Origin of the sequence: Aminithiophilus ramosus (genome assembly GCF_018069705.1) — a bacterium.
GTDB lineage: Bacteria > Synergistota > Synergistia > Synergistales > Aminithiophilaceae > Aminithiophilus > Aminithiophilus ramosus.
Window position 1 is genome coordinate 1,193,521 of the sequence record NZ_CP072943.1, and the last position, 25,424, is coordinate 1,218,944.

17 protein-coding genes and 1 pseudogene are annotated in these 25,424 nt (G+C 65.2%); 2 read left to right on the plus strand and 16 right to left on the minus strand.

Annotated elements, in window-relative coordinates; genetic code table 11:
- Positions 1-8: 8 nt before the first annotated feature.
- The 11 genes from KAR29_RS05415 to KAR29_RS05465 form a co-directional block, all read right to left on the minus strand.
- Entirely contained in the window at positions 9-2,897 is a 2,889-nt protein-coding gene (locus KAR29_RS05415; RefSeq protein ID WP_274374599.1) for an NHLP bacteriocin export ABC transporter permease/ATPase subunit, read from the minus strand.
- Between the two features lie 14 nt (positions 2,898-2,911).
- The gene (locus KAR29_RS05420) at positions 2,912-5,119 is read right to left on the minus strand and encodes an NHLP family bacteriocin export ABC transporter peptidase/permease/ATPase subunit (protein WP_274374600.1); all 2,208 of its coding nucleotides are present in this window, start codon (positions 5,117-5,119) and stop codon (positions 2,912-2,914) included.
- Positions 5,116-6,408 carry an NHLP bacteriocin system secretion protein gene (locus KAR29_RS05425; RefSeq protein WP_274374601.1) on the minus strand — a complete coding sequence of 431 codons (1,293 nt, stop codon included), beginning with the start codon at positions 6,406-6,408 and terminating at the stop codon, positions 5,116-5,118. Before KAR29_RS05425 ends, KAR29_RS05420 begins: the two co-directional genes overlap by 4 nt.
- A gap of 124 nt (positions 6,409-6,532) precedes the next feature.
- A complete protein-coding gene (locus tag KAR29_RS05430) occupies positions 6,533-8,362 on the minus strand; it encodes a B12-binding domain-containing radical SAM protein (RefSeq protein WP_274374602.1) in 1,830 nt (609 codons plus the stop codon).
- Positions 8,359-10,230, minus strand: a complete 1,872-nt coding sequence (locus KAR29_RS05435) for a B12-binding domain-containing radical SAM protein (RefSeq protein WP_274374603.1) — start codon at positions 10,228-10,230, stop codon at positions 8,359-8,361. The genes KAR29_RS05430 and KAR29_RS05435 overlap by 4 nt, the downstream gene beginning before the upstream one ends.
- Positions 10,231-10,270: 40 nt before the next feature.
- Positions 10,271-11,884, minus strand: coding sequence for a B12-binding domain-containing radical SAM protein (locus KAR29_RS05440; RefSeq protein WP_274374604.1), 1,614 nt, complete (start codon positions 11,882-11,884; stop codon positions 10,271-10,273).
- A gap of 1 nt (position 11,885) precedes the next feature.
- On the minus strand, positions 11,886-13,733 hold the full coding sequence (locus KAR29_RS05445; protein WP_274374605.1) for a glycosyltransferase: 1,848 nt from the start codon (positions 13,731-13,733) through the stop codon (positions 11,886-11,888).
- A 2-nt stretch (positions 13,734-13,735) separates the two neighbouring features.
- Positions 13,736-15,121 carry a TfuA-like protein gene (locus tag KAR29_RS05450; RefSeq protein ID WP_274374606.1) on the minus strand — a complete coding sequence of 462 codons (1,386 nt, stop codon included), beginning with the start codon at positions 15,119-15,121 and terminating at the stop codon, positions 13,736-13,738.
- Complete coding sequence (locus KAR29_RS05455; protein ID WP_274374607.1) at positions 15,118-16,374, minus strand: YcaO-like family protein; 1,257 nt, start codon at positions 16,372-16,374, stop codon at positions 15,118-15,120. The genes KAR29_RS05450 and KAR29_RS05455 overlap by 4 nt, the downstream gene beginning before the upstream one ends.
- 99 nt (positions 16,375-16,473) lie before the next feature.
- Positions 16,474-16,764, minus strand: a complete 291-nt coding sequence (locus KAR29_RS05460) for a Nif11-like leader peptide family RiPP precursor (RefSeq protein WP_274374608.1) — start codon at positions 16,762-16,764, stop codon at positions 16,474-16,476.
- A gap of 616 nt (positions 16,765-17,380) precedes the next feature.
- Positions 17,381-18,898 (minus strand): ISNCY family transposase, encoded by a 1,518-nt coding sequence (locus KAR29_RS05465; protein ID WP_311135619.1) that lies wholly within the window; start codon positions 18,896-18,898, stop codon positions 17,381-17,383.
- Here KAR29_RS05465 and KAR29_RS05470 point away from each other — a divergent pair.
- A complete protein-coding gene (locus KAR29_RS05470) occupies positions 18,859-19,977 on the plus strand; it encodes a sodium ion-translocating decarboxylase subunit beta (RefSeq protein ID WP_274374609.1) in 1,119 nt (372 codons plus the stop codon). The genes KAR29_RS05465 and KAR29_RS05470 overlap by 40 nt on opposite strands.
- 350 nt (positions 19,978-20,327) lie before the next feature.
- Positions 20,328-21,377: an AbrB family transcriptional regulator gene (locus KAR29_RS05475; RefSeq protein WP_274374610.1), complete on the plus strand. Its 1,050-nt coding sequence runs from the start codon at positions 20,328-20,330 to the stop codon at positions 21,375-21,377.
- Positions 21,378-21,464: 87 nt separating this feature from the next.
- Here KAR29_RS05475 and KAR29_RS05480 read toward each other — a convergent pair whose 3' ends face one another.
- From KAR29_RS05480 to KAR29_RS05500, 5 genes and pseudogenes are all read right to left on the minus strand, one after another.
- Positions 21,465-21,644 (minus strand): hypothetical protein, encoded by a 180-nt coding sequence (locus KAR29_RS05480; protein WP_274374611.1) that lies wholly within the window; start codon positions 21,642-21,644, stop codon positions 21,465-21,467.
- Positions 21,641-22,546, minus strand: a complete 906-nt coding sequence (locus tag KAR29_RS05485; RefSeq protein WP_274374612.1) for an ABC transporter ATP-binding protein — start codon at positions 22,544-22,546, stop codon at positions 21,641-21,643. The genes KAR29_RS05480 and KAR29_RS05485 overlap by 4 nt, the downstream gene beginning before the upstream one ends.
- Positions 22,546-23,808: an ABC transporter permease gene (locus KAR29_RS05490; protein ID WP_274374613.1), complete on the minus strand. Its 1,263-nt coding sequence runs from the start codon at positions 23,806-23,808 to the stop codon at positions 22,546-22,548. Before KAR29_RS05490 ends, KAR29_RS05485 begins: the two co-directional genes overlap by 1 nt.
- A complete protein-coding gene (locus tag KAR29_RS05495; RefSeq protein ID WP_274374614.1) occupies positions 23,724-24,218 on the minus strand; it encodes an ABC transporter permease family protein in 495 nt (164 codons plus the stop codon). The genes KAR29_RS05490 and KAR29_RS05495 overlap by 85 nt, the downstream gene beginning before the upstream one ends.
- 216 nt (positions 24,219-24,434) lie before the next feature.
- Positions 24,435-25,398, minus strand: a pseudogene (locus KAR29_RS05500) (IS5 family transposase).
- Between the last annotated feature and the right edge of the window lie 26 nt (positions 25,399-25,424).

Below are 25,424 nucleotides of genomic sequence, written 5' to 3' on the forward strand. Positions count from 1 at the left end.
CTCCCTTTTCACGTCATCTGACGGAGACTGAGCTCGTAGAAGAGTCCCCGACGGGCCAGGAGGTCATCGAAGGTCCCCTCTTCGGCCACGCCCCCTCCGGCGACGACGACGATGCGGTCGGCGTTGCGGACCGTCGAGAGGCGATGGGCCACGACGATCCGCGTCGCCTTGAGGCGTTCCAGGCTCCGGGAGACCTCGTCCTGAGTCCGGTTATCGAGGGCCGACGTGGCCTCGTCGAAGAGGAGGATGGCGGGCCTGGCGACGACGGCGCGGGCGATGGCCAGACGCTGCCTCTGTCCTCCCGAAAGGGTGTTGGCCCCTTCGGTGATCATGGTGTGCATCCCCATGGGCATGGCCTTGATGTCCTCTTCGAGACCGGCCACCCGGGCCGCCTCCCAGGCCTGTTCGATGGAGAGAGGACGGGAACAGACGATGTTGGAGAAAAGGTCGCCGGCGATGATGCCTCCCTGCTGGAGAACGACGCCGATCTGGGAGCGGACCTTGCGGAGATCCATGTCCTTGAGCGGCTTGTCGTCGTAGAAGACGTCGCCCACCTCGGGAAACTCGAAGCCCAGCAGGAGGCGGATCAGCGTCGATTTGCCCGCCCCCGAGGGGCCGACGACGGCGACGAACTCCCCAGGCCTTATGGACAGGGAGAAGTTCTGGAAGAGGACGGGAGCGTCTCTGTGGTAGCGGAAGGTCAGGGCCGTCATGTCGATTTTCCCCCTGAGAGGGCCGGGATCGGCCTTGTGGTCGCCCACTTCGGGCTCTTCGTCGAGGATGGGCGACAGGGCCTCGTAGAGGGGCAGGACGGCGAAGAGGGTGGCCACCGTCGAGACGAGGCTGAGGAAAGCGCCCTGCATGGCGCCGTAGGCGGACCAGAAGCTGACGAAACGCCCCAGGTCGTAGGCCTTTCCCATGTCGTCGGGGTAGCCCACGCGGCCATACATGATGACGAGGAAGATGACGACGGCGCACAGGGGGGGGAAGGCCGAGGCGAAACCGCTCAGGATGGCCGCGGCCCGGGCCGACCTGTAGTTGCAGAGGCGTTGGGCGCCGAAGAGGTAGGCCCAGCGGGCGAAGGCCGGTTCCTCGGCGGCGGCGACGCGGATCTTGTTGAGCCCCGTCAGGATCTGGAGGACGAGGCCGCTCAGCCTGTTCTGAAGGGCGACCATTTTCCTCTGAAAACGGATCTGGATGTAGCCCGTGAGGGCCATGGCCGATCCGAGAAGAGAGAGGCAACCCGCGGCGGCGAGGGCGACCTTCCAATCGTAATAGAACATCTGGGCCAGGAAGAGCAGGGTGTAGACGAAGTTGGTCACCACCGTCCTCCCCGACTGACTCATGTACTGGTGGACCGAATTGAGGCCGAAGGCCCTGTTGGCCAGGTCGCCTGCCGAGTAGCGGCGGAAGAAGGTGGCCCGGAGGCGCAGCATGCGATCCCAGAGGGCCATCTCGATGTCGTGGTCCATGCGGCTTTCGACGCGAAAAAGGCTGATCTGCTGAAAAAGGCGGAGAAGGGCCGTCGAGAGCCCCAGGGCGAGGAGGACGACGAAGGCCTCGACGATCTGGCCTCTCTCGGCGGCGGGGATGACGTCCTGAAAGACCTTGCCGTTGATGACGGGGACGAGAAGCCCCAATCCCCCCATGGCGAAGGCGGCGACGACGGCCACGAGAATCTCCCGTCCCGATCGGAAAAGTCCGAAAGAGAAGAGGTCCCTCTTGGTCAGCCTGCCGGGAGGAAAGGGACGGTAGACGGCATAGGCCTCCCGCTCCAGCTCGGCCGCCCTCGTCGCGTCGAGAGGCCTTTTCGAGTCGTCCGACGGGTCGTAGAGACCGTACCTCCCCCTGCCCGGAAGGAGGGCGACGGGCTTTCTCTCCTCGCCCCTGAAGGCGATGAGAGGGAGGCCGTCGTCCTTCCACCAGTCCCTTTCGAGCGTCACCTTGCGGACCCGGAGGCTCAGGGCCCGGCCCAGATCCTCGACGGTGACGATCGATTCAGGGTGGCGCAGCCCCTGGGGGAGACTGAATCCCTGAAGCTCCCCCAGGCGGTAGGCGATCTTCATGAGCGGGCCTGTCGGAGGAGGCCCCTTGTGCTCCTCCTTACGCGAGAGAAGGGAGCCCAGGTCGCCGAGGGCGGAGGCGAACTGTTCCCGCCCCTGGGCGGCCATCGACCTCGAAAGGTTCCACTGGTCGGCCAGGTCGAGTCGACCGTGAAGAAAGGCGAGGCGCCGGTAGAGGGAGAGGGTCCCCTCCAGGGCCGCCTCCATGTCCCGCCCCGACAGGTCACGGGCCGAAAGCCACCGCACGGCCCCCTCCGAGAGTCCTCGGAGCCAGAGGGCGTCGCCGACGAAAAGGGCCGAAGCCCTCTCCACCGTCTCCTCTCCGAGAAGGGCCACGTCGCCCTCCTCGACGAGGGCCCAGCGAGCCTCCGAGGGCGCGGCGAAAAAGGAGTCGGCCGAGCAGGGATGAGGTCCCGGTCCCTCGGCCCGTTCCGGAGCGACCGAGAGGGGCGGGACCGATCGGGCCAGCCAGAGGCCGAACTTGTCGAGGAAGGCCTCCATCCCCTCTTGAAGCGCCTTCTTCAGCGGGAGCTCGGCGGCGTCGAGCTCCTCCCAGGCGAAGACGATCAGACGGACCCGGTCGCGAGCCGTCATCTCCAGAGCGTAGGAGGCATCGTCGGCGACGGCATCCCAGAGGAACTCTCCCGGCTCGAGGGAGAAAAGGGGTTCCCGGGGCCCCCAATCCCGCCCCTTCGACAGGAGGACGCCCCGAACGTCGACGGTGCCGTCGACGACGAGGAGGACTCTTTTTTCCCGCCCCAGGCGCTCGGGAGCGGAGGGGAGAAGGACCCTTTCTCTTCCGGTACCGCCGAGGCGGCCGATCAGTTCGTCCATTGTCTCTCCCTCCCTCAGTTCTCGATGAGGGACCGGTAGCGGCCGCCAAGGGCCATGAGCGTCTCATGATTCCCCCGCTCCACCACCTTGCCCCTCTCGAGGACGATGATTTCATCGCTGTCCCGGATCGTCGACAGACGGTGGGCGACGATGAGACAGGAACAGCCTCGTCGTCGGAGTCCTCCGTCGACGAGGCGCTCCGTCTGCGTGTCGAGGGCGCTCGTCGCCTCGTCCATGACGAGGAGGGAGGGGCTCATGACGAGGGCCCTGGCGATTTCCAGACGCTGCCTCTGGCCGCCGCTGAAGTTGCGGCCGTTCTCCTCGACGAGGGAGTCGTATCCCTTGGGCCGGGCGACGATTTCGTCATGGATGGCCCCGTCGCGGCAGGCCTGGACGATCCACTCGTCAGGGATGCCGTCGCGCCAGAGAGTCAGGTTCTCCCTTACCGTCCCCTCGTAGAGGACGATATCCTGGTCGACGAAGGAGAAGGAGCGGGCCATCCTGCCCCTGTCCATGGCCGACAGGGGCAGGCCGTCGAAGAGGACCTCGCCCGACCAGGGCTTGAAAAGCCCGCAGACCAGCTTGGCCACCGTCGACTTTCCCGATCCCGACCCGCCGACGAGGGCGATGCGTGCTCCGGGCCGGAGGGTGAGGGAAAAGTTCTCGATGAGGGGCGCCTCGAGGTGGGAGTAACCGAAGGTGAGATTGCGCACCTCGAGGTGTCCCGTCAGGCGGAAGGGCAGGATCAGGTCCGGAGGCGTGCCGGCGGTCTCGTCCGATCCCGGGACCCAGGGCGAGTCGGCCGGGTAGCGGAGCACGTCTTCGAGGCGGTTGAGCGTCCCCTGGACGGTCTGGAAGGTGCCGCTCAGCTCGACGAGCTGCCCCACCGGCGTCAGGAAGTTGGTCATCAGGGTCTGAAGGGCCAGGAGCATGCCCAGAGTCAGAAGGCCATCCATGACCTGAAGGCCTCCCAGGCAGAGGAGGGCGGCGCCGACGACGGCAGAAAGCAGAGAGGGAACGGGCTCGATGAGGGTGTTGAAGAAGCCCATCCGGACCTGGCCGTTTTTGGACTTGGTGAGGTAGCCCGATAGGCGGGCGAAGTGGTCGTCCTCCCCTCCCGTGGCCTTGATGGTCTCGATGAGCTGGAGACCGCTCATGGCGATGCCCGAGAACTTTCCCCTGTCGGCGAGAATCCGCTCGTTGAGGTCGGAGCGGCGGCGACTGACGGAGAGGAGGATGGCCACGTTGGCCAGGGCCGCGGCGACGCCGATGAGGGAAATCGTCGGCGAGTAGCCGATCATGACGGTGAAGAAGAAGACGAGAGTGGAACAGCTCAGAAGCGTCGTGGCCAGCTGGCGCGACAGGGTCGTGGCGATCTGATCGTTGAGGGCCACGCGGTTGCCCACCTCGCCGCTGAAGCGCTGGACGAAGAAGGAATAGGGCAGGCGAAGGACGTGGAGGAAGAAGCGGAGCGACTGGCCGACGGCGAGGGCCATCTCCTGTTTTAGAAGCGTCTGCTGCTGGAGCAGGGTGAGGAGGGCCTGGAGGACGCCCAGACCGACGAGGAAGAGGAGAAGGGGCTTGAAGTAGCCCGGTTGGAAGGAGACGAGGATCTCGTCCATGAAGACCTGGTAGAGTCCGGGCACGAGCAGCCCCGGAACGACGAGCCCCAGGCCGGCGACGACGGCGAAAAGGAGCATGGTCCACACCGAGAGGAGGCGCCGTCCCAGGGCCTTCCAGGGGCGCTTGGGACTGCCCTGGGGGACGAAGTCGCCGCCGGGGACGACGGACAGGGCCACGCCGGTGAACCCCCTGTCGAAGGTCTCCCTGTCGATGACGGTCGGCCCCGAGGCCGGGTCGTTGAGGAAGACCTTCCCTCCCTTCACGCCCTCCAGGACGAGAAAGTGGTTGAACTTCCAGAAGAGGATGAGGGGAAGGGGAAGCTGCGTAAGGTCTTCCACCTCGACGCGGTACCCCTCGGCCTCCATGCCGTAGCGCCGGGCGGCGCGGACGACGTTGCCCGCCTTGCTGCCGTCGCGGGTGATGCCGCACTCCTCGCGGAGGGTTTCGAGGGGGACGAAGCGCCGGTAGTAGCCGAGGACGATGCCCAGGGCGGCGGCGCCGCACTCGGTGGCCTCCATCTGGAGGAGGGTCGGCGTCCTGACCCGTCCCTGACCCGAGGTCCATTTGAGGGGAGAGGGCACCTTGAAAAAGCCCCTCATCGTCCTTCCCCCACGCCGAGAAGGTACTTCTTCAGGAAAGGCAGGACGAGGGACAGAGGCCTCTGGCGGCGCGTCACGATCTCGACGGAGCAGACCGAATTCCTGTCGATGGTGACGGCAGGCCCCTTGCCCGACGTCCAGACGTAGCCGCTTGCCGTCTCGTCCGAGTCGACGAGGTCGATGAAGACCCCCATGGGAGCCCCCTCGCGGGAAAGCTGCTCGACGAGGTCCTCGTTGCCGAGGAAGCGAAGCATGGTCTTCTTCGAGACGGGTGCGTCGGAGACGCTGAGGACGACGCCCCGAATGGAACCGTATTCCTCCCGCTTGACCATCGTCGGCGTGACGAGGGCCTCCATGTCCTTGAGGATTTTCTTGCCCTGAGCGGCTGGGACGTAGACCTGGGCGAAGAGCCCGGCGTCCTTGCCGCTCAGGGCGCGATTGGCCTCTTCGATGACGAAGATGGCCTCGCCGCCGACGACCATTTCCCCGGCGTTCCGGTAGAGGCCGACGATGTAGCCCGAGACGGGGCTGGTCAGGATCCGGTTCTCCTCGAGAGTCGTCTTGAGCTGGCGGACGCGCTCCTCCATCTGGACGATCTGGTAGGCCAGATCTCTTCTTTCCTTCTCCCACTGGGTCTTGGACTGAACGATGGAGACGGGAAGCTTGGCCAGATTCTCCCTGTAGGTGAGAATGTCCTGCAAGGTCTTATCGTACTTGTCTCGGACGTCGTTGTACTCCCCCTCGGTGACGAGCTGACGCTCGAAGAGGTTGCGGTATTTCGCCTCCATCTCCTTGAGCCTTCGGGCCCTCTCCCCGGCCGAGGCGATGGAAGCCTCGAGAGTCCGGCGCTGTTTTTCCGTGTAATCCGTCTCGTAACCGCGCCGGGAGGTCTCGCTCGATTCGGCCTGAATCAGCTGGCCGCGGAGGTCTTCCAGCTCCCTTTCGGCCTCCTCGAGCTTCTGTTCCGTGTCGATCTGGTCGATCTGTCCCAGCACGTCGCCCTTCTCGACATAGCCGTTGAGAGAGCCCGACAGGCTCAGAATCCGGCCTCCTTCGCGCGAGCTGACCTCGACGACGTTGCCCATCCCCAGAAGAATGCCGGAGCCTGTCACCTTCGTCGCCACCGATCCGAAAAAGCCCCAGAAGAGAAGGCCGCCCAGAGAGGCCAGGCAGGCCAGAAGCAGTATCCAAGCCTTGGGACCGACGAAGCGCATCGTCCGGTCCAGCTGCTCCGGAGAGGAGAGGATATCGATGGCCTTCTTCCGAAAGAGCTTTGTCCCTTCCGCCACGGGTCACACACCTCCTTGCCCTTTTTTCGCCCTCTGCCCGTCCCTCTTTCCCCGAAGATCGGGGCGTTCCCCTTCGAAAAAGACTTCGGTGACCGCCTCCGACGACGGGACTTCCCGGCTCGGATCAGGGCCGATCCAGCGGAGGAGCGCTCTCGTCGCCTCTTTCGAGGAAGGAGAAAAAATCGAGATGGGGTGGGGCGTACGACCGTATTCTCTCCCCCACCAGACGGGGAGGGAAGGGCAGAGAGATCTTTCTCCCGGCCAGAAGGAGGGAAGAGGGAGCACCCCCCTCGGCCAGGGCCTGTTCCCTCAGGCGGGCCGAAAACTCCTGGCTCAGGGAGAAGGCCCTCTGGCGGCTCATCCCCGGCGACTCGAAATCGACGGCCGGAGGATTGAGATCGGCGTCGCGGGGATAGAGGATCGCCTCCACTCCGTACCGCTCGGGATGGAGGGCCACGTCCGACCCGGGGGCGAGCTGAAAGGCCGAGTAGAAGACGGAATCGACGAGACCCTCGGAGCGAAGGGCCGCGATCCTCCCGAAGGATTTCCAGGCCGTCTCCTCCCCCTCCGTCGGGAAGCCGACGATCATGTAGACGCCCAGGGGGAGACCGGCCCAGGCCGCGTTGGAGAGGGTCCTCTCGACGAGAGCCTCCGTCGTTCCCTTGCGCATCAGGCCTAACAGGCCGTCGTCGAGACTTTCGACGCCGAGGATGAGACGGCGGCAGCCGGCCCGGCGGAGCAGGCGGCAGAGCTCCATCGAAAGGCCGGGGCCGATGCGGGCGTTGACGCTCCATCCGATCTCGATGCCCTCGTCGAGAAGCCACCGGGCGAAGGCCTCAAGCAGATCGGGATCGGCCTCGTCATCGCCGAAGGCGAAGGAGCGCCGCCCCGAGGCGACGAGGGGACGGAGACGGGCGAACAGCGCCGACCCGCCCCGATCTCGGTGGGAGATGAAGGCCTCCTCGGTGCGGCAGAAGGCGCACTTCGCCCAGGAACAGCCACGGGAGAGGCGGAATCCGGTGAAATCGCCGCCGCTGTCGCGGTAGTAGTCCCTCTCGGGAAACTCGCTCCAGTCGGGACGGACCGTCCGAAGAGGCGTGGGAGAAGCGGGCGGGACGCGATGAACGGCCCCCTCGCGGAAAAAGACGAGTCCCTCGACGGCCGACAGGTCGCCGCCGTCGCCCAGGCGCAGGTAGAGCGATTCCAGGGTTTTTTCGCCGTCGCCTACGGCCATGGCGTCGATCCACCGGAAGAGATCGCCCTTTTCCGTCCTGGCCAGGTGGAGGGAGACGAAGGCCCCTCCCATGACGACGAAAAGGTCGGGGAAGCGGGCCTTGATCTCCCGGGCGAGGCGAAAGGCGGGGATGACCTGCCCTCCGTAGGTGACGGAAAGGGCCACCAGCCTGGGGCGATCTGAGGCCATGTGGGCCTCGACGCAAGAGGCGAAGAAGTCGCCGAAAAGGCCCGGCGACCGGGCTCCGTCGAGAATGGCCTTCGTGCTGTAGGGGCTTCCTCCCTCGAAGAAGAGCCCCTCCCCCACGTTCCAGAGGCTTTCGGGGTAGGCATCGGCCCAGATGAACTTGGAGAGGGATTCGAAAAGCACGCTGCGCAAGGGACCGGGAAGGTCCGCCCCTCCGTCGAGGGCCCGGGCAAGGAGATCTTTTCCTCCCCGTTCGAGGACGAGAGCGGCCTTGACGAGCCCCAGGTACTCCATCATGGCCGAGAAAGGGAGGCTCGGCCTTCCGGTCAGGCTCTCCAGGCGGTCGGCGCCCTTGGCCCACCCCTCCTCGACCTTTTCCTCCGTGAAGAAGGCCTTGAAGAAGGCGGCGTTGACGTCGAGGGCGCGCAAGGGAAGGCCTCGGCCCCGGAGGTGTCCCGCAAGCTGGGGCAGGGCCGCCCCGGGGCGGTGGGGAGAGTCGCAGGGGGGGAAGAGGAGGAGGATGTCGTCCCTCACGACGGCCTCCGCTCCAGAGGGACGAGACCCGCCTCGCCGTTTCTCAGGTATTCGCCGAAAGCGAGGTAGGGTTCGACGTTGGCGCTGATCCGCTCGGCCATTTCGCCCAGGTCGTAGTGAAGGACCACGTCGCGGCCGGCCAGGCGCAGATGGCGAAGGGGCGGTGGCGTCCTCTTGCCCAGAGTCCGCCAGAGGGTCCAGCTGTAGCGCTGCATGAGCGAGAAAGAGTCCCTCCGCGACATGCCCTCGCCTTTGAACCAGACGTTGGGCGGGTCGAGATCGAGCCCCTCCGGCAGATCGAGAGAGGTGATCCCGTAGCGCGCCGGGGCGTGACCGATGGGAGAATCGCTCAGGACCTGATAAGGGGAGTAGAAGACGTAGCTCACGTCGCCCTCTTTGCAGTAGCGGAAGATGCGCTGGAAGGACGTCTCGGCCTCCTCGACGGTCTCCGTTGGGAGGCCGACGATCATGTAGATGCCGGCCCGCAGCCCCGCCCAGGAGGCGTTGGAGAGGACCCTCTCGATGAGGGGAACGGAGATTCCCTTGGCGATGAGCCTCAGAAGGCGATCGTGGAAGCTCTCGAGCCCCATGATCAGGTTGATGCAGCCCGCCTCGCGGAAAAGGCGGCAGCGGTCGAGAGTGAGCCTGCCGTCCATGCGCATGTTGATGGACCATTCGATGGGCAGCTTCTCCTCGATGACGCGCCGCGCGAAGACCTCGACCCGTTCGGGAGAGGCCTCGTCGTCGGTGAAGGGGAAAAAGACGGTTCCGGCCTCTCGGGCATGATCTCTGACCCTCTCGAAGAACCGGTCCGGATCGGCCTCCTGGTAACAGGAGATGAGAGGCGACAGGGTGCGGCAGAAGGCGCACCGCGCCCAGGAGCAGCCCCGGGACATGCGGAAAAAGGCGAAAGGGTCCTTTGCCTGGCGGTAGTAGGCCTCCATGGGGAAATCGCCGTACTCGGGGTAGGAGGCCTCCAGGGGAAGATGGGGCCCTTCGCCGTTGGCCCGCCTTCCGCCGCCGTCGAGGTAGATCAGGCCGGGGACGCTTTCCAGATCGGGCGAACCGCTCCGGAGCGTCTCGTAGAGGCTCGCCAGGGGAACCTCGCCGTCGCCGACGATCATGTAGTCCATGTAGCGGAAGAAGGCGTCATGAGGCGCCCGGGACAGATGGAACATGACGAAGGGCCCGCCGAAGACGATCTGCGTCTGCGGCGAGAGGCGGCGGATCGTCCTGGCGATCCTCAGGGCCGGGACGATATGGCCGGGAAAGACGACGGACAGTCCGGCCAGAAGAGGGGGGTCGGATCGGAAAAGAGGCCCGAGGTAGTCTTCGAGGAAGGTCCCGAAGATGCCGTCCTCCTCGGCGGCCTCGAGGAGGTCCGAGCTGGAGTAGGGATTGCCCCTCCCGGCGAACTGCATGTCCTCGTCGTTGTGGCGGATTCCCTCGGGAAAGTGGCCGGCGAGGATCAGCCGGGCGGCGGCGTCGAGGATCCGTCCCTGGAGCTCCTTGGCCATCGGTTCCCGTCTCTCGATGTAGGCGGCGAACGTGTCGGCTCCGAAGTGATCGACGATGGCTCCGGCCCGAGCCAGAGAGAGGTATTCGACCATCTCGGCATAGGAGAGGCGCTCCCTCCCGTCGAGGAGGAGAAGCCTCTCCAGGGCGTAGGCGAGGCCTTCCGCGAGACGGGATCCGCGGAGGAAGTGATGACAGAAGGCGATATTGGCGTCGAGGGCTCTGACGGGGATCCCCCTCCGGCGCAGGTAGCCGGCGAGCTGAGGCACGCTCGGATAGGGACGGGTCGGAGCGCTGACGGGGGGAATGATCAGAGTGATCCCCTGAAGATCGCGTCGCAAAGGTGCGGACAAGGCAAAACCTCCTTCTGGGCGGCTTCAAATCCTGGCCCCTTCAGGGGCGGAGAGACCGGGAAAACTCGCGGGCAAGTTCGGCGGCCCGTTCGGCCGTCATTCCCGATCCCCGATAGGACCGGGCGGGAGCGATCAGGTCCTCCCGGTCGTCGTAGACGACGTCGAAGAGGCCGTACCGGCCGGGATCTTTCCCGACGGGCGAATCGGGAAAGAGGATGAAGGGGTTGAACTGGACCGCCGCCGAAAGCCCCCGAGAAAGGTGGCCTCGGAGGCGGGCAAAGCCCTGACGGGCCTCCTCCTCCGTCTCGGAGGGGAAACCGACGATGACGTAGAGGAAGACATCCATCCCCACCCAGGCCAGGTCCTGGAGGTTCCTGTCGATGAGCTCCGTCGTGATGCCCTTGTCCATCAGGGTCAGGATCCGGTCCGAGAAGGATTCGAGGCCCATGAAGAGACGGCTGCACCCGGCCTCTCTCAGGAGAAGGATCTTCTCCATCGTCAGAGAGGGATGGAAGCGGAAATGGGCGTTCCAGTGGAAGCGGCCGTCGCCTTCAAGCAGGAGACGGGCGAAATCGTAGAGCACGTCCGGCAGCAGACAGGCGTCGGAGAGGATGAAGGACTCCGACTCCGTCCGATCGGCGAGGCGCAGGAGCTGGTCTCTCAGGAAGGAGGCCTCGGCCCTGTCGTAGGCACCGTCATAGCCCCGGCAGAAGGAGCAGCGGTTCCACCAGCAGCCCCGGGAAAAACGCAGGGGAAGGACGGCCCGACCGCGAGGGAAGAAGTAGCGCCGCGGCGGGAAGTCGCTGAAATCGGGGTCGGGCAGGGCCGAAAGGGGCGGGCCCGAGGCGGCGGGAACGGATCGCCTCCCCCGCGTCAGAAGACCGGCGACGGCCCCCTCTGGCTCTCGTCCTCCCTCTTCCCGGTCCATCAGTTCCTCGAGGGCGCTCTCTCCGTCGCCGACGACGATTCCGTCGACGAGATCGAAAAGGGCATCGTCGGCGAGATCACGAAGGTGGTAGGAGGCGAAGGATCCCCCCAGATAGAGGGGCTTGCGGGGGGCGGCCTCCCTGACGACGGAGGCCGCCCTGAGGGCGGGCCCGAACTGTTCGGCGAAGGATACGGAAAGGCCCACCAGAATGACCTTCTCGTCGACGAGGGGAAGAAGTTCCTCCTCGAAAAAGCCCTCGAGCAGGCCTTTTCGCTCCGCGGCCGCCTCGATGGAGTCCTTCGACGCGTAGGGCGAGCGCGTCGAGAGGACTCCCAGGCTGTTGCTTCCGTGATCGAAGAGGACCCTTTCGTCCTTCCCCAGAGAGGCCAGGGCCAGGACGGCCTCGAGGGCGAGGTTGCGCTCCTGAGGCGATCGGAAGACCTCCGGCGAGGCCAGGCCGTAGAGGCTGTCGCCGAGGCGATCGACGAGACGGGCCGTATCTCCCAGCCAGGACGGTGCCTGAGGGCGACGGGAGAGGACGTCGAGAAGGCGCCTTCCGGCGTCGATTCTCTCGCGCCGGGCGGCCCTGTGGATGAAGGCGTTGTTGCCGTCCCAGCAGAGGACCGATTTGCCCCTCCCGCGGAGGTAGGCGGCGAGGACGGGCAGGGCCAGATGGGGGGGCGTGGGCGGCGCGAAGGGGAGATTGCAAAGGAGGAGCGAGCCCATTTCAGGCCACCCCCAGAAGGGCCAGATCGAGGCGCCTCAGGAGAGGATCGTCGGGGACGACGGCCCGAGCCCTCTCGAGGGCCTCTCGGCCCTCTCCGACGGCCTCTCTCCCGCAGGCCAGAGCCGCAAGACACCAGCCGAGGGCCACGGCTCCGCTTTCGGGACCGTCGGGAAAACGGCGGCACCACGCCGCCAGAAAGGGACGAATCTGCCGGGCCCCATCGATCCCTCCCTCCCGGGCGATTTCGGCGCCCAGGCGGAGCCAGGGACCGCTCTCCTCGCGGGAGATCCAGTCTCCCTCCCTCCCCTTCCAGACCGAGAAAGCCGCCGCTCCATCGCCCTCCTTGAGAAAAAGACGGACGGAGACGAAACGGCGCGCCCTTCCTCCGTCGCCAGGCAGGGCCTCCAGGAGACGGCGCGCCTCGCCGAGGCGTCCTCCCTCGGCCAGGGCCAGGACGGTGCCCAGCCGGGACAGATCGCTCCCCATCCCCTGCGTCGCGGCTCGGAAAAGGACGGAATCGCCCTCGCCCGGCGGAAGGGAAAGGGCGCGACGGGAAGGAAGGGCAGGCTCCCCCTGAGAGAAGAGTCGGACGAGGCCGTCGTGGAGGGCGAAGCCCAGCACGCCCTGGATCCGCTCGGCCTCTCCGTAGAGGGGAGCCTCCTCGCCGGCCATGCGCTTCAGGCGGCGGGCGCACTCGTCGCGGTGAAAGGCGAAGAGGTCCCCCTCCGGCGCCCCAAGGGGAGCCATCGCGTCGAGAGAGCCTCCGGAAGCGACGGCAGGGAGGGCTCTCTCCTCCATGGCCTCGACGAGAAGAGCCCTGTAGGCGGCGCCCACCGACCGGGGCTCGAAGGGGTTCTCCCCGGCAGAAAGGGGGGCTCGACGGGGCAGGGCCAGAAGAGCCTCGAGGCCGTCGGCGACGGCCTCGGCGTCGACGGAGAGGACCCCCTCCTTTTCGTCCCATCGGGGCGGAACGAAAAGGCCTCTGTCGCCGAGCAGCTCGGGAAAGGCGCTCCAGGCCGTCGCCAGGACGGGAAGACCCCGGACGAGGGCCTCGGCGGGAGCCTTCCCGAAGGATTCCTCCAGAGAAAGAGAGAGGTTGCAGAGCCCCAGAGCCTCGTCGAAGGCGGCCTCCCTGGCGACTCCCGTCAGGGGGCCCGGAAAGGAGACAAGCCCCTCCAGGCCGAGACGCCGGGCCCGATGACGGAGGGCCTCGGCGTAGGCCAGGGGGCGTCCGGTCTCCTCGTCGACGAGGGAACCGGCCAGGACCAGACGAGGCCCCTTCCCTCTCCGGCTGAGAAAAAGAGCGTAGCCGTCGAGAAGCTGGTGGAGCCCCTTCTCCTGGCGGAGCCTCCCCAGGAAGAGGAGGGATTGCCCTTCCCCTCTTCTTTTTCCCAAGCTCTCCACCGAGGGGATCGGATGGGAAAGGACACGGACGAAGGGACTCAGACGGGGCTCCATCCAGACGATGACCGAGGCGGCATGACGGCTGGGGGCCACGATCCGGTCGCCGGGGCGAAGGTGCGGCACCATGAGCCGCCAGACCCAGGCCATGCCTCCCGGGGAGTGGGCCACGAAAAGAAGACGGGCCGAAGCTCTCCGTTCGTTGCGGAGGGAGAGAAGCCAGGGAACGAAGGGCTCCAGCTCGTAGTTGGGCGAGAAAAAGGAGACCTCCCGGCCCTGTCGGACGAAAAAATCGGGCCACGACGGCGGCAGGGGAAGGGAAGAGACGTCGACGAAGGGGGCGAGGGCCCCCGTGAAATTCTCCTCGAAGACCCGGGCCGTGAGGGCCCTGTTGGGCCCCAGGAGGCGCAGGACCCGGATCGGGCTCCGCCTCCCCTCTCCGCCCACCTTCAGGCCTCCTCGTCCTCTTTGCCGAGGGACTCGAAGGAACGACGGAGTCCCTCTCGGATCAGGGCATGAGAGAGGGCCCGCCCCGTATCGATGGCCATCTCCTCGCACCAGGCCAGGAAGTTGCGGTCCATCGAGGCCAAAGCATGGGCGGCCACATAAGAGGGGAAGAAATCGTCGCGGCTTCCCAGTTCGGAGGCCTCTTGCCGAATGTCCTTTCTCAGCGTCCGGAAAAGACCGTAGGCCCGGGCCGCCTCGGCGGACACGGCCTCGTAAAGCCCTTCGAGGCGCATCTCGTCGGCCATGGCCTGAACGGGCGTTCCGAAGCGCTGGGCCACGAAGAGCCAATGGCGGAGGCGGCTGAGAGTGGCCTCGTCCCTCATGAGGCGGACGAAGCCCTCATCGTCGAGGTGGTTGGCCTTCATCCAGCCGCGGAAGGCCTCGTCGTCGACGAGGTCCATCCTCCTCCGGAAACGGGTCGACTCGAGCGCCACGTCGTCGTCACCGGCGACGAGTCCCCTCTGGCGGGCCAGTTCCAGGCCCAGGAAGCGGTTCAATCCCCGGCGCGCCAGGTCGAATCCCTCGGGCCGGGCCAGGGCCCCCCAGGCGGCGATGTCGCCGACGGTGAGGATGACGTCGTCGACGACCTCCTGACGCTCCTCCTCGACGATGCGCCGGAAAACGTGCGACTCCTTCCAGTCCGGCGGGAGAGAGACCTGGACCGGCCCTCCCGGGCCCTCCTGAGCCAGATGACGGAGGAGACCTTCGGCGTCCGAGGCAAGCCTGTCGACGCGAAGCGATTCCAGGACCTCTCCGAGAGCCGCGGCCTCCTCCTCGTCGATGTCGCCGTCGGCCCGGAGCCTCTCGAGGACCTTTCCGAGGGAGCGCTCGCGGTAGAAAAGCCCCTCGGCGGCGCCTTTCAGGGCCGCTTCCCTCTCGTCTGAGACAAATCCCCTCTCGCGGGCGCGGACAAAGGTGGCCAGGAGATTGACGAGGGGCTCGGCCAGGCGCCGGTAACGCCCGCCCTCGACGGAGAAGGGGGCCGCCACGGCGTCATCGCCTTCGAGCAGGCCTTCCCGATAGAGGCGATAGACCTCGCCGAAGCCCCTCATTCCGAAGGGAGCCAGCTCGGCGGCCCTGATGGCGCCCAAGGCCCCTGCGCCGAAGACGGGGATGCCCCTGTCGAGGGCACAGAGAATCTCCTTGTGCCAGACGAGAGGTCCCGAGGCGTAGTCGTCTCCGTCGATGAGGGCGATGGCATCGACCTCTTTCTCCCTGACGAGGCGCAGGATGTCGCCCTGACGGGCCGGAGGCAGGTAGCGCCCGTCGAGAATCTCGCGGGCCCTTTCGAGGGGCAGGCTGGGACCGAGGAAGAGGGCGATCGTCACGGCTCTCTCCTCCCCTCGGCAGAGCGTCTGCCCCGAAAGCCCGGGGCGTAGTGGTGCATCCTCCACCCCTCCAGGCCGGGAACGACGATACGGAGGACGGAGACGGAGACGGAGAGGCCGGGGTCCGAAAGGTCCCAGACGAGGACGCGGGAGAGACCGGCCCTCCCGAGCCTGTCCAGGAGGAGATGGACGTCGCCGTGAAAGGTGTCTCTTTCCTCTTCCGGGGGAGGAGCGGGGGCCCTTTCGAGACCGGCGGCCCTCTCTGCGAGGGATTTGCCCGTTCCGAAGGCCACCGTTCCCTGCGTCTCCAGGGAGGCCCCGTCGTGACCGCCCAGAAGGTAGGCCGCCCGCCCCTGGGCCGCCTCGGTGAGGGCCCGGACCATGGCCACCTTCGGGTCCAGATGGGTGCCCCGGCCGTGGTAGAGCCCCCATTGAGGGCAGATCCGGTCCTGGAGATAGCAGACATAGGTGGCGACGTCCGTGTCGGCCCTGCAGTCGAGAAGGAGGACCTCCACGTCGGCCCGGCGGCAGCGCTCCAGGAGGTCGCCGAAAAGACCGTCGTCGACGGCATCGACGTCGACCTTCCTCCCGGGGAAGGCAAGGCCCCGGGAGCGGTTGTAGAGCTCCCAGCAGGTCACGGCGTCCCGTTCGACGCACTCGTAGAGTCCCGAGCAGAGGGCCTCGGCGAAGGTGTTTCCCGCCGACAAACCGTTGGAGGTGCACTGGAAGGATTCGGTCTCGCCGGCAAGGTCGCGGCGGAAGGAGAGGCGCACCAGCTGAAGGGGCGCATAGACCTCCTCCTGGGCGACGATATCCCATCCCTTCGTCCACCTCTCGGGAAGGGAGGGCGAAAAAAGGTGATCGCGCTTGAGGGCCAGCTCCTCCAGGTGGAGTTTCGCCCCCTCCAGACGGTCGTAGGGAAGGCGCACCGAGGGGGGATCGGCCCTCTCTCCGCAGTGACGCTCCAGTGCCTCCATCATGGCCGAGACCTTGGCCTGAAGAAGAGTGGTCCCCTTGCCCCAGGAGTAGACCTGAATGGGGGCGAGGGGGCGGACGGCGGCGGCGACGGGGATGCCGATCCTGTCGACGCCGGTGATATCGGCGACGCGGGTGACGCCGATGGCCTCCATGAGGGGACGGACCGTGCGATAAGTCTCCTCGGGGGAACGGGAACGTCTGGCCCCCGCCGGGGAGACCTTGTCCGACGAGAAGGACCGGCCGCGGAAGAAAATGGGAGAAATCATTTTGTCCATGGGAAACTCCTCTGTTTTTGCGTCCTCTGTTTCGCGAAAGGGGAACATTCCCGAAAAAGCCCCCCGGCAGAGAGGGACATTTCCTTCGGATCTAGGTGTCTAGATGGCGGCGGCGGCGGCGCCGATGGCGCCGGCGGCGGCCGATCCGGTGGCGCTGACCCAGGAGGCGGCTCCGCCTCCCGCGACGGCCTGGAGATCGGCCTCCTCGATTTTCTGGGGGCCGCCGGAGACGCCTGCGGCCTCTTTCAGTTCTTCCTTGGTGAAGTCGAACCCGGCCTCGGCGACGAACGCCTTGCGGGCCTCGTCGTCAGCGGCTTTCTCCAGAGATCCCCGGAAAGCCTCGTCACTTTTTACCTTTTCCAGAAAAGCCTGGGCGCTCTCGACGGACATGGAAACCCTCCCTTACGCATCATCCCGACTCTGTCGCTTCTGAAAAGACGCCGCGAAAGCGGTACTGCAGGGCCATCTGCCGGAGGACTTCAGATCATCGTACTCTTCGTCTGAATTTCATACAAGAACGGACAGGGATGTTTTCCGAGTCCGACGGCCGTTCAAACCCTGCCCCTTCAGCTTTCGTGGCTTTTGAACCGTCGTAGCCTCTCCCGGCGGCGAAGGCCCACGTAGGCAGGGGACGAAGCGACCTCCACCCCCGTCGAGGCAGCCAGGAAAAGAGGCACGAGAAGACATGATCCCCTTCGATCGACAGGCAAAAACGGGATGGAAGCTTCCATCGGCCCGGCCCGGAGACGTCTGGAGGACCGGAGACGGTCGCCTCGGATCCGTATCCGTACCGGCGAGGTGATTTGAACGGACCTTGAATCCGTGGATCCGACGGAACTTGTCGTAACGAGCCTGCGGATTCGGGATGCCCGTCGGCTCTGTCAAGGGACACTAAAAATGTCATCTAAAAAGAGGGTCTGAGGGACAATGAAAGTGTCGCTTTCGAGGGGCTGAAATCGCCCCCGTCAACAGCCCGCCTTGGCTTTCCTCCGCGGCGGAGGTCCTTCTAGGGAGGGGAACCCGTCCCTTGCTCGGAGCCGACCGCCGCGGCAGGAGGAGCGGGATTCTGTCGCCAGGGATGGTCTGCCGCCGGCTTCCTCTGCTTCTTCGTTTTGCATGGAGTGCCTGTCTTCGTCTCGATGACAGGCGGGGGAGTCGCAGGGGGCTCTTTGTCGACGGCTGCGAGATCGTAGAGCCCGTCATGGACAAGAGCCAGGAGTTTCCCGTCGAGCTTCTCGATGACCTTGACCGCCTGTCCTCTGGCAAGAAGCAGGGGGCGTCTGCGGGGGCCTATCAGGGCGTACTGTTTTCCGTCGAGGGAAATCGTCGAGTCTCCCGAGGCCTTCCGGTCGGTCTGGCGAGTCAGGAGGAGATCGAGAGCGGGTCCGTCCGGCGGAGGGAGAAAGGCAGATGCCCCCTCTGCGGGAGGACGAGCGAACCTCGGGTTATGGACCTCTCCCGGGTAGGCGGCGAGCAGGACGTTGGCCTCTTCGATCGTTTTCACTCCGGCCCGTCGGAAGGCGACGACGAGACGATCCTGAAGAGTTCCCCAGAGCCTTTCGATCCGCCCCTTCGCCTGGGGAGACCCTGCAGGGACATAGCGAGTTCCGAGAGCCTCCAGAGCGCGGCCGAACTGGGTTACAGGCGCCGAGTCCTCCAGCTCCTCCTTGATCGTCAGTTTTTCCGACTTGGGAGAAAGGAAGATGGTGTGGCGGTCGGCGTAAAGCTCGCGAGGCACGCCGTGGCGATCAAGCATCTGACGGAGCACGCGGAAGTAGCCGAAGAGGCACTCATTCCTGGCCATCCACAGACCGAGGACCTCTCCTGTGGCATCGTCAATCACGCCGTGGAGAGTGCAACGCTCACCGATCTCGAACCAATCGAAAGGAGAGGCGTCCATCTGGACCAGATCGCCTCGTCGGGACCGTCGGACCCTGCGGGAACGCCGCTTCGGGGCCCGGTGGCGATGAACGAGGGACAGGTTCTCCGCGCGAAGGAAACGGGCGATGCTCTTGGCGCTCAGCACGAGATCATGCTCTTCGGCAAGGAGTTCGGCCATGTGCTGACAGCTCGTATCCCTGTAAAGACCCTTGGCCAGACTGACGACGAAATCCCGTGTCTCCTGAGAGATTCTGCGCCGGGACGGTTTGCCTCGTCCCTTGTGCAGGAGCCCCTGCGCTCCTTCTTCCCGGTAGCGTCGTTTGAGCCGAAAGACCTGACGGCGGCTCAGACCGAGCCGATCGGCCACCTCCTGAACCGTCAGGTTGCCCGCGACAGCCTCTTCCACCAACCCCAAGCGCCTTGCTTCTTTTGTCTTCATGAGTAGGTCTCTCCTGGTCGTCATAAGTGACATTTTCCCTGTCCTCTTCACGAGTGACAATACCATTGTCCGGCGACACAGGATGCCCGTCGGCTCTTGACTTTTTCCCCCGAGATGCCTGAAATGGAGAGATCCCCTCAACTGGACAGGAGGCTTCCCGGCACATGTTCCAATCCCTGGCCGCACCCCTGATCGCCCTGACATGGCAACAATCGGTCATGATCGGCGTCGGACTGGCCCTCATGTACATGGCCATCGCCCGAGATCTCGAGCCCAGCCTGCTCCTTCCCATGGGGTTCGGGACGCTGCTGGTCAACCTCCCCCTCTCGTCGGCCCTCACCCAGGGTCTCACCGAGGGAGCCCTCTCCATGCTCTTTCGCGTCGGCATCGAGACGGAGCTCTTTCCCCTCCTCATCTTCATCGCCGTCGGGGCCATGTGCGACTTCACACCCCTTCTGACGAACCCCCGCATGTTCCTCTTCGGCCTCACGGCCCAGGCGGGCATCTTCTTCACCATGGGACTGGCCCTCTTCCTGGGCTTCGACCTCCACGAGGCGGCCTCCATCGGCATCATCGGCGCCGCCGACGGCCCCACGTCGATCTACGTCTCCAACCGCTTCGCGCCCCACCTTCTGGGCCCCATCTCCGTGGCGGCCTACACCTACATGGCCCTGGTCCCTCTCATACAGCCTCCGGTGATCCGCCTCCTGACGAGCCGTCAAGAGAGGGCCATGAAGATGGCCTACGCCCCCAAACCGGTCTCGAAAAGGGGCCTCATCGCCTTTCCTGTCGTCGTCACCGTCGTCGCCGGACTCGTCGCCCCCGCCTCCGTGGCCCTCCTGGGATTCCTCATGTTCGGCAACCTCCTCCGCGTCAGCGGCTGCACGGAACGCCTCTCGCGGGCGGCCCAGAACGAGCTGGCCAACATCGTCACCATCCTTCTGGGCTTCTCCATCGCCGCCGTCATGACGGGCGAACGCTTCGTCCGCCCCGAGACGCTCCTCATCATCGCCATGGGCCTCGTCGCCTTCGTCCTCGACACGGCCGGAGGGGTTCTCTCGGCCAAGGCTCTCAACTTGCTCCTTCCCGAGGGGAGGAAGATCAACCCCATGATCGGTGCCGCCGGCATCAGCGCCTTCCCCATGTCAAGCCGCGTCATCCAGCGGATGGGGCAGGAGGCCGACAAGGGGAACTTCCTCCTCATGCACGCCGTGGGCGCCAACGTCTCGGGCCAGATCGGCTCCGTCCTGGCCGGAGGGCTCCTCCTGGCCTTCCTGAGCTGAGAGGCCTCATGAAGAGCCGACCTCACGCAAAAGTCAGAAGCTCCCGCCCGGGAACGGTCACCCCTTTCCCACAGGAGCGTGCATCCTGCTGTTCTCTCCGGGGCCTTGTGCGGAGCCTGTCGGGCGCAGCCTGCCGATGGCTGGGCAACGTTCTTCGATAGCCATCCGAAGAGGTTTTTCGATCTCCGTGCCCGGCTTTCAGCCTTACAGGTCAGGCTAAGGGACCTTTTCCCCAAGAGAGAGTTTTTCGCGGGGCCGCTCTGTCTGCCGGAGAAATTTTCCCGACAGGCAGGGCCGACCTCGAAAACGCTGTTACCCTAGGCGCCAAACCATTCGGGGAGGGTTTTCTCGTGAACTGGCTCGTCAATGTCGTCGTCGTTTTCCTCATCGCCCTGCCCGGCTGGGCCCTTCTTGCCGCCCTGAAGATGCCCGCCGCCGCCATGATGGGGGCCATGGTCGCCTCGACCCTTTTCGCCGTCGTCGGCCTCGCCCCGTCGGGCCCTCCCTTCGGTCTCGACCTGGCCCTTCAGGTCATCCTGGGGCTCTTCATCGGCCTTCGCGTCACGAAGGAGGCCGACCGGATCGTCCGCGAGATGGGCCTCGTCTCCCTCCTGGCATCGGCCTGGTGGCTCTCCCTTCCCCTGGGACTGGGCTGGATCCTCTACCGCTTCTTCGGCATGGATCTGGCCACGGCCCTGCTTGGGACCGTCCCGGGCGGTCTGGCCGAGATGAGCCTCATGGCCTTCTCCTTCTCGGCCGATGCCGCCATGGTGGCCATCATGCAGTTCTGCCGCCTCGCCTCGGCCATGGCGACCATCCCCCTCGTGGCGCGCCGTCTCTCGCGCTCGAAGGGAATGGGGCAGGAGGTCGCGGCTCGGCAAGAGAGGAGGAAGAGAAAAAAAGACCTCTCCCTCCCCGCTCTCGGAGCCACCCTCCTTCTCGCCACGACAGGGGGCCTCGTCGGCAAGGGACTCCATATCCCCGCAGGGGCCTTCGTCGGCGCCCTTGCCGCGACGGGGACGGCCTCCTACCTCGGTTTTCGCCTCGCCGCGCCGCCCAAGATCGTCCGCGATCTGGCCCAACTCGGCCTGGGCTCCATCATCGGCCTGTCGGCCACGGCCGAGACGATGCGCCTCCTGGGCCGGATCTTCCTGCCCACCCTGGCCATCACGGCCGTCATGCTCCTCTGGGGACTGGCCCTGGCCCTCATGGTCCGCCGCCTTGCGCGGTGGAATCTCATGACCTGCCTCATCGCGACCTCTCCCGGCGGGATCACCCAGCTGGCGGCCATCTCGGAGGACCTCGGCGCCGATCCGCTGAGAGTGAGCCTCCTCCACCTCGTCCGCCTCTTCACGATCTACCTCATCCTGCCGCCCCTCATCGTCAGGCTGGCCGGATAGAGAAGAGGGCCCGTCGTCTCCCGCGACGGGCCCTCTTCTCCATCCGGCTCTTTATCCTCGGCACAGACGAGAGATAGGGGAAGAACGTCAGCCTTTCCCTCCCGGCAGGGCCACGGCCACGACGGGGGAAAAGGAGAGGTGAAGGCACACCCCCTCGCGGTGCATCGCCCGGCCCGGAAGAAAGGCATCGGAGGAGAGGACGGTCCGTCCCGAGGGCAGGAGAATCTCGTATTCCACACGGCCGCCCAGAAAGGTGGCCGTCCTCACCGTCCCCGGAATCCCCTCCTCCGAGGGCAGAAGGTTTTCGGGCCTGACGACGACGGAGACCTCGTCGGCGACGGAAAAGGTCTCGCCCCTGACGGCCCGGACAGGAAAAACCCTGTCGAAGAGGGAGACGAACAGCCGATCCCCTTCCAGAGAGAGGACCCTGCCGGGAATGACGTTGGCCTGACCGATGAAATCGGCCACGAAAAGAGAGCGGGGATCGCTGTAGATTTCGAGAGGGTACCGATCTGCTCGACACGGCCTCCCCGCATGACCATGATCCGGTCCGAGAGGGTGAGGGCCTCGCTCTGGTCGTGGGTGACATAGAGACAGGTCACGCCGAGATGTCTCTGGATGCGCCGTATCTCGGTGCGCATGTGAACGCGCAGCTTGGCGTCCAGGTTGAAGAGAGGTTCGTCCATGAGCAGCACCTGCGGCTCGAGGACGAGGACCCTCGCCAGGGCCACGCGCCGCTGCTCGCCTCCGGAAAGCTGGTTGGAAAAGCGCCGCTCGGCCCTTTCGAGTCCCACCAGGTCGAGCCCCTCGCGGACGCGGCGCCCGATCATTCCCTCCTCGAGGCCTTTGACCCTCAATCCGTAGGCGACCTTTTCGAAGACGCTCATGTGGGGAAAGAGGGCGTAGTTCTGAAAGACGAAGCCCATATCGCGGCGGTTGACGGGAAGGCCGGTCACGTCGCGGCCGTCGAGGGTTATCTCGCCGCCCGAGGGGCTCTCGAAACCGGCCACCATGCGCAGCGTCGTCGTCTTGCCGCAGCCGGAAGGCCCCAGAAAGGTCACCATCTCTCCCGGGGCGACGGAGAGGGAAACGGCGTCGACGGCCCGGACGGGCTCGCCATCCTTCTCGAATATTTTGGAGACATCTTTCAGTTCAAGACGAACGGCCATCAGGTCGGGCCTCCTTCGCCGGACAGACGTCGCGTCGCCAGGCGAGTGAGCCCCACCATGAGAGCCGTGGCGACGAAGACGAGGAGAATGAGCACGACGGAGAAGGCGCAGGCCTGGGCGAACTGGAGCTCCGTCATGCACTCCAGGATGCGCGTCGTCAGGAGGCTCCACCGCACGGAGACGAGAAAAATGGTGGCGCTGATGGCCGTCATGCAGTGGATGAAGAGGTAGCGCATCCCCATGAGCAGGGCGGGAACGATCAGGGGCAGGGTGACTCGGAAAAAGGTCCGCGCCGCTCCCGCTCCCAGACTGGCCGAGGCCTCCTCCATGGAACGGTCGATCTGGTGGAGGGAGGCCACGACGGAACGGATGCCCGCGGCCTGGTAGCGGAACATGTAGGCCGCCACGAGAATCGTCATGGTTCCCGTCAGGAGGATGGGCCGCTCGTTGAAGGCGATGACATAGGCGATGCCGACGGCCGTCCCCGGCAGAGCGTAATTGAGCATGGAGACGAACTCCATGACGCGGTTGCCCCGAAACGTTTTCCTCTGGACGAGAAACCCCACGACGACGGCCATCAGACCGCCCAGAGGCGTGGCCACGGCGGCGATCTTGAGCGTGTCCGTAAGGGCCTTCCTGCCGTGGGTGAAGACGTAGCGGAAGTTCTCCAGCGTCAGACTGTTGTCGACGCCCCAGACCTTCACCAGGGCCCCCCAGAAGATAATCGAGCAGAGGTAGAGAATGAAGGCCGCCAGGGAAAGACAGATAGCGAGGAGAATCCCTTCGGAGAACCGTCCCGTCCTCTTGTAGGACGAACGGCTGCCCGCCTTTCCCGTGATGGTGACATAGCTCTTTTTCCCGACCCAGAAACGCTGAAGAAAGTAGACGGCCATGGCGGGCAGGAGGAGCAGGAAGGAGAGGGCCGCTCCTCCCCTGAGGTCGTAGAGCCCCGTGATCTGGAGATAGGCCTGAGTGGGGAGAACGGGGAAGCTGTGGCCTCCCAGCACGAGAGGCGTGGCGAAATCGGCCAGAGATCCGGCGAAAAGGAGCAGGATCGAGTTGGCGATGCCCGGCGTCGACAGAGGAAGCGTCACGGTCCGAAAGACCCGGCCAGGCGAGGCGCCCATGGAGAGACCGGCGTCTTCGAGATTGGGGTCGATGGCCGAAAGGACCGCCGTCAGGGTGAGGAAGGAAATGGGGAAATAGGTGAGCGTCTCCGAAAGCCAGGTCCCCCAGAAACCGTAGAAGTTGAAGTTGCCCACAGCCCCAGGAATTTGAGAAGCATGCCGTTGGGCCCCAGCGAGAGGGTCAGGGCGATGCTGCTGGTGAAGGGGGGCGAAATGAGGGGCAGCGTCGTGACGGCGCCGAACCCTCCCTTGAGCCACGGGGACAGGGGAAGGCGCGTCACCACGAAGGCGCAGACATAGCCGACGAAGGTCCCCGAAAGGGAGACGGTCGTGGCCAGCCAGAGGCTGTTGACGAAGGCCCTCCGGTCGTACCCGTTGGTCAGGACGCTGGAGAGACCGGAAAAGGAGAGACTGCCGTCGGAGACGAAGGTGACCAGAAAAAGCCGGGACAGGGGGTAGAGGACGAAAAGTCCCAGGGAAAGCCAGACGGCGACGAGGGCCGGGAGGAGGGAACGATCTCTCGCCGGAGAGGGAACGGATTTCATCGCCGGGGAAGGAACCCCGAAAGGAAAGGACATGGCATTCGACTCCTTAAGGAACCTCTGAAAAAAAGTCCCGGCGAGCTCCAACAGTACCTCTTGGTGGCTGAATTCGTGCGCTGTGTGCCCTTTCAGCCTGTCGTGTCAGGCAAGTTGCCTATGTGGAGCTATCCCCGGCTCTTTTTTGCCTTATGGTTGCCGTTCTGCCGGCTTTTGAAGACACTACGCCCTATCCATCTCCAATAAAAGCCTTCTCGCCATGTACAGGTTGGACAGGGCAAAAATCACGTGGACATGGCTTGTGTTCTTCTTGAGCCCCTTGTAACGCACCTTGGTGAATCCGAAGACTCGCTTCGCTCTTCAAAAGACATGCTCCACCTTTGCCCTCGTTTTGGACAGCATACGATTGTGAGACTGTTCTTCGTCGGTCAGTTTCCTGTTCCGTGACCCTCTTTTGTTGGTGTTGTCGACGGCATCGGGTGCCTTTTCCCGGATCGTCTCCGTCTTGCCTATGTAGGCCGAATCGCCCCAGACTCCCTTTTCCGCTCCGTGGAGAAGGTCTCCGACCATCCGGGAGTCGTGGACATTCGCCGCCGTGGTCGCGAGGCTGTGGACCAGCTTGCTGTCTTTGTCCACCCCGATGTGGACCTTCATGCCGAAGTAGTACGGGTTCCCTTTCTTTACCTGATGCATGTCGGGGTCTCGCTTCTTCTCCTTGTTCTTCGTCGACGAGGGCGCGGCGATGATGGTGGCGTCCATGATGGTTCCCTCGGCAAGACGCAGTCCTTTCGATTGCAGGTGAGCATCGACCTCACGGAAGATCCGTTTCCCCAGGTCGTGCGCTTCGAGAAGGTGGCGAAACTTGCAGATGGTCGTCTCGTCGGGGACAGGCTCGTTCCCGACGTCGATGCCGACGAAGCGCCTCATCGATTCCATGTCGTAGAGGGCTTCTTCCGCTGCCGGGTCGCTGAGGTTGAACCAGCACTGGAGGTGGATTCGGAGCATCCGCTCCAATCCAACCGGTGGACGACCTCGTTCGGCCTTGGGATAGAAGGGAGCGATGAGCGCGCAGAGATCCTTCCAGGGGACCACAGCCTCCATTTCGACAGAGGAACTTCTCCCGCCGGGTAGGCTTCCTGTATCTCTCGAAGGTCTGGGCGTCGGCAAGGGTTTTCTGTCGCTCCATTTCGCGTCTCGCACTCCTTGGAAAGG

Coding starts and splice junctions, on each gene's coding strand:
- KAR29_RS05415 (WP_274374599.1), bottom strand. CDS start 2,897: ATGGACGAACTGATCGGCCGCCTCGGCGGTACCGGAAGAGAAAGGGTC.
- KAR29_RS05420 (WP_274374600.1), bottom strand. CDS start 5,119: ATGAGGGGCTTTTTCAAGGTGCCCTCTCCCCTCAAATGGACCTCGGGT.
- KAR29_RS05440 (WP_274374604.1), bottom strand. CDS start 11,884: ATGGGCTCGCTCCTCCTTTGCAATCTCCCCTTCGCGCCGCCCACGCCC.
- KAR29_RS05455 (WP_274374607.1), bottom strand. CDS start 16,374: ATGGACAAAATGATTTCTCCCATTTTCTTCCGCGGCCGGTCCTTCTCG.
- KAR29_RS05460 (WP_274374608.1), bottom strand. CDS start 16,764: ATGTCCGTCGAGAGCGCCCAGGCTTTTCTGGAAAAGGTAAAAAGTGAC.
- KAR29_RS05470 (WP_274374609.1), top strand. CDS start 18,859: ATGTTCCAATCCCTGGCCGCACCCCTGATCGCCCTGACATGGCAACAA.
- KAR29_RS05465 (WP_311135619.1), bottom strand. CDS start 18,898: ATGTCAGGGCGATCAGGGGTGCGGCCAGGGATTGGAACATGTGCCGGG.
- KAR29_RS05485 (WP_274374612.1), bottom strand. CDS start 22,546: ATGGCCGTTCGTCTTGAACTGAAAGATGTCTCCAAAATATTCGAGAAG.
- KAR29_RS05495 (WP_274374614.1), bottom strand. CDS start 24,218: ATGAAATCCGTTCCCTCTCCGGCGAGAGATCGTTCCCTCCTCCCGGCC.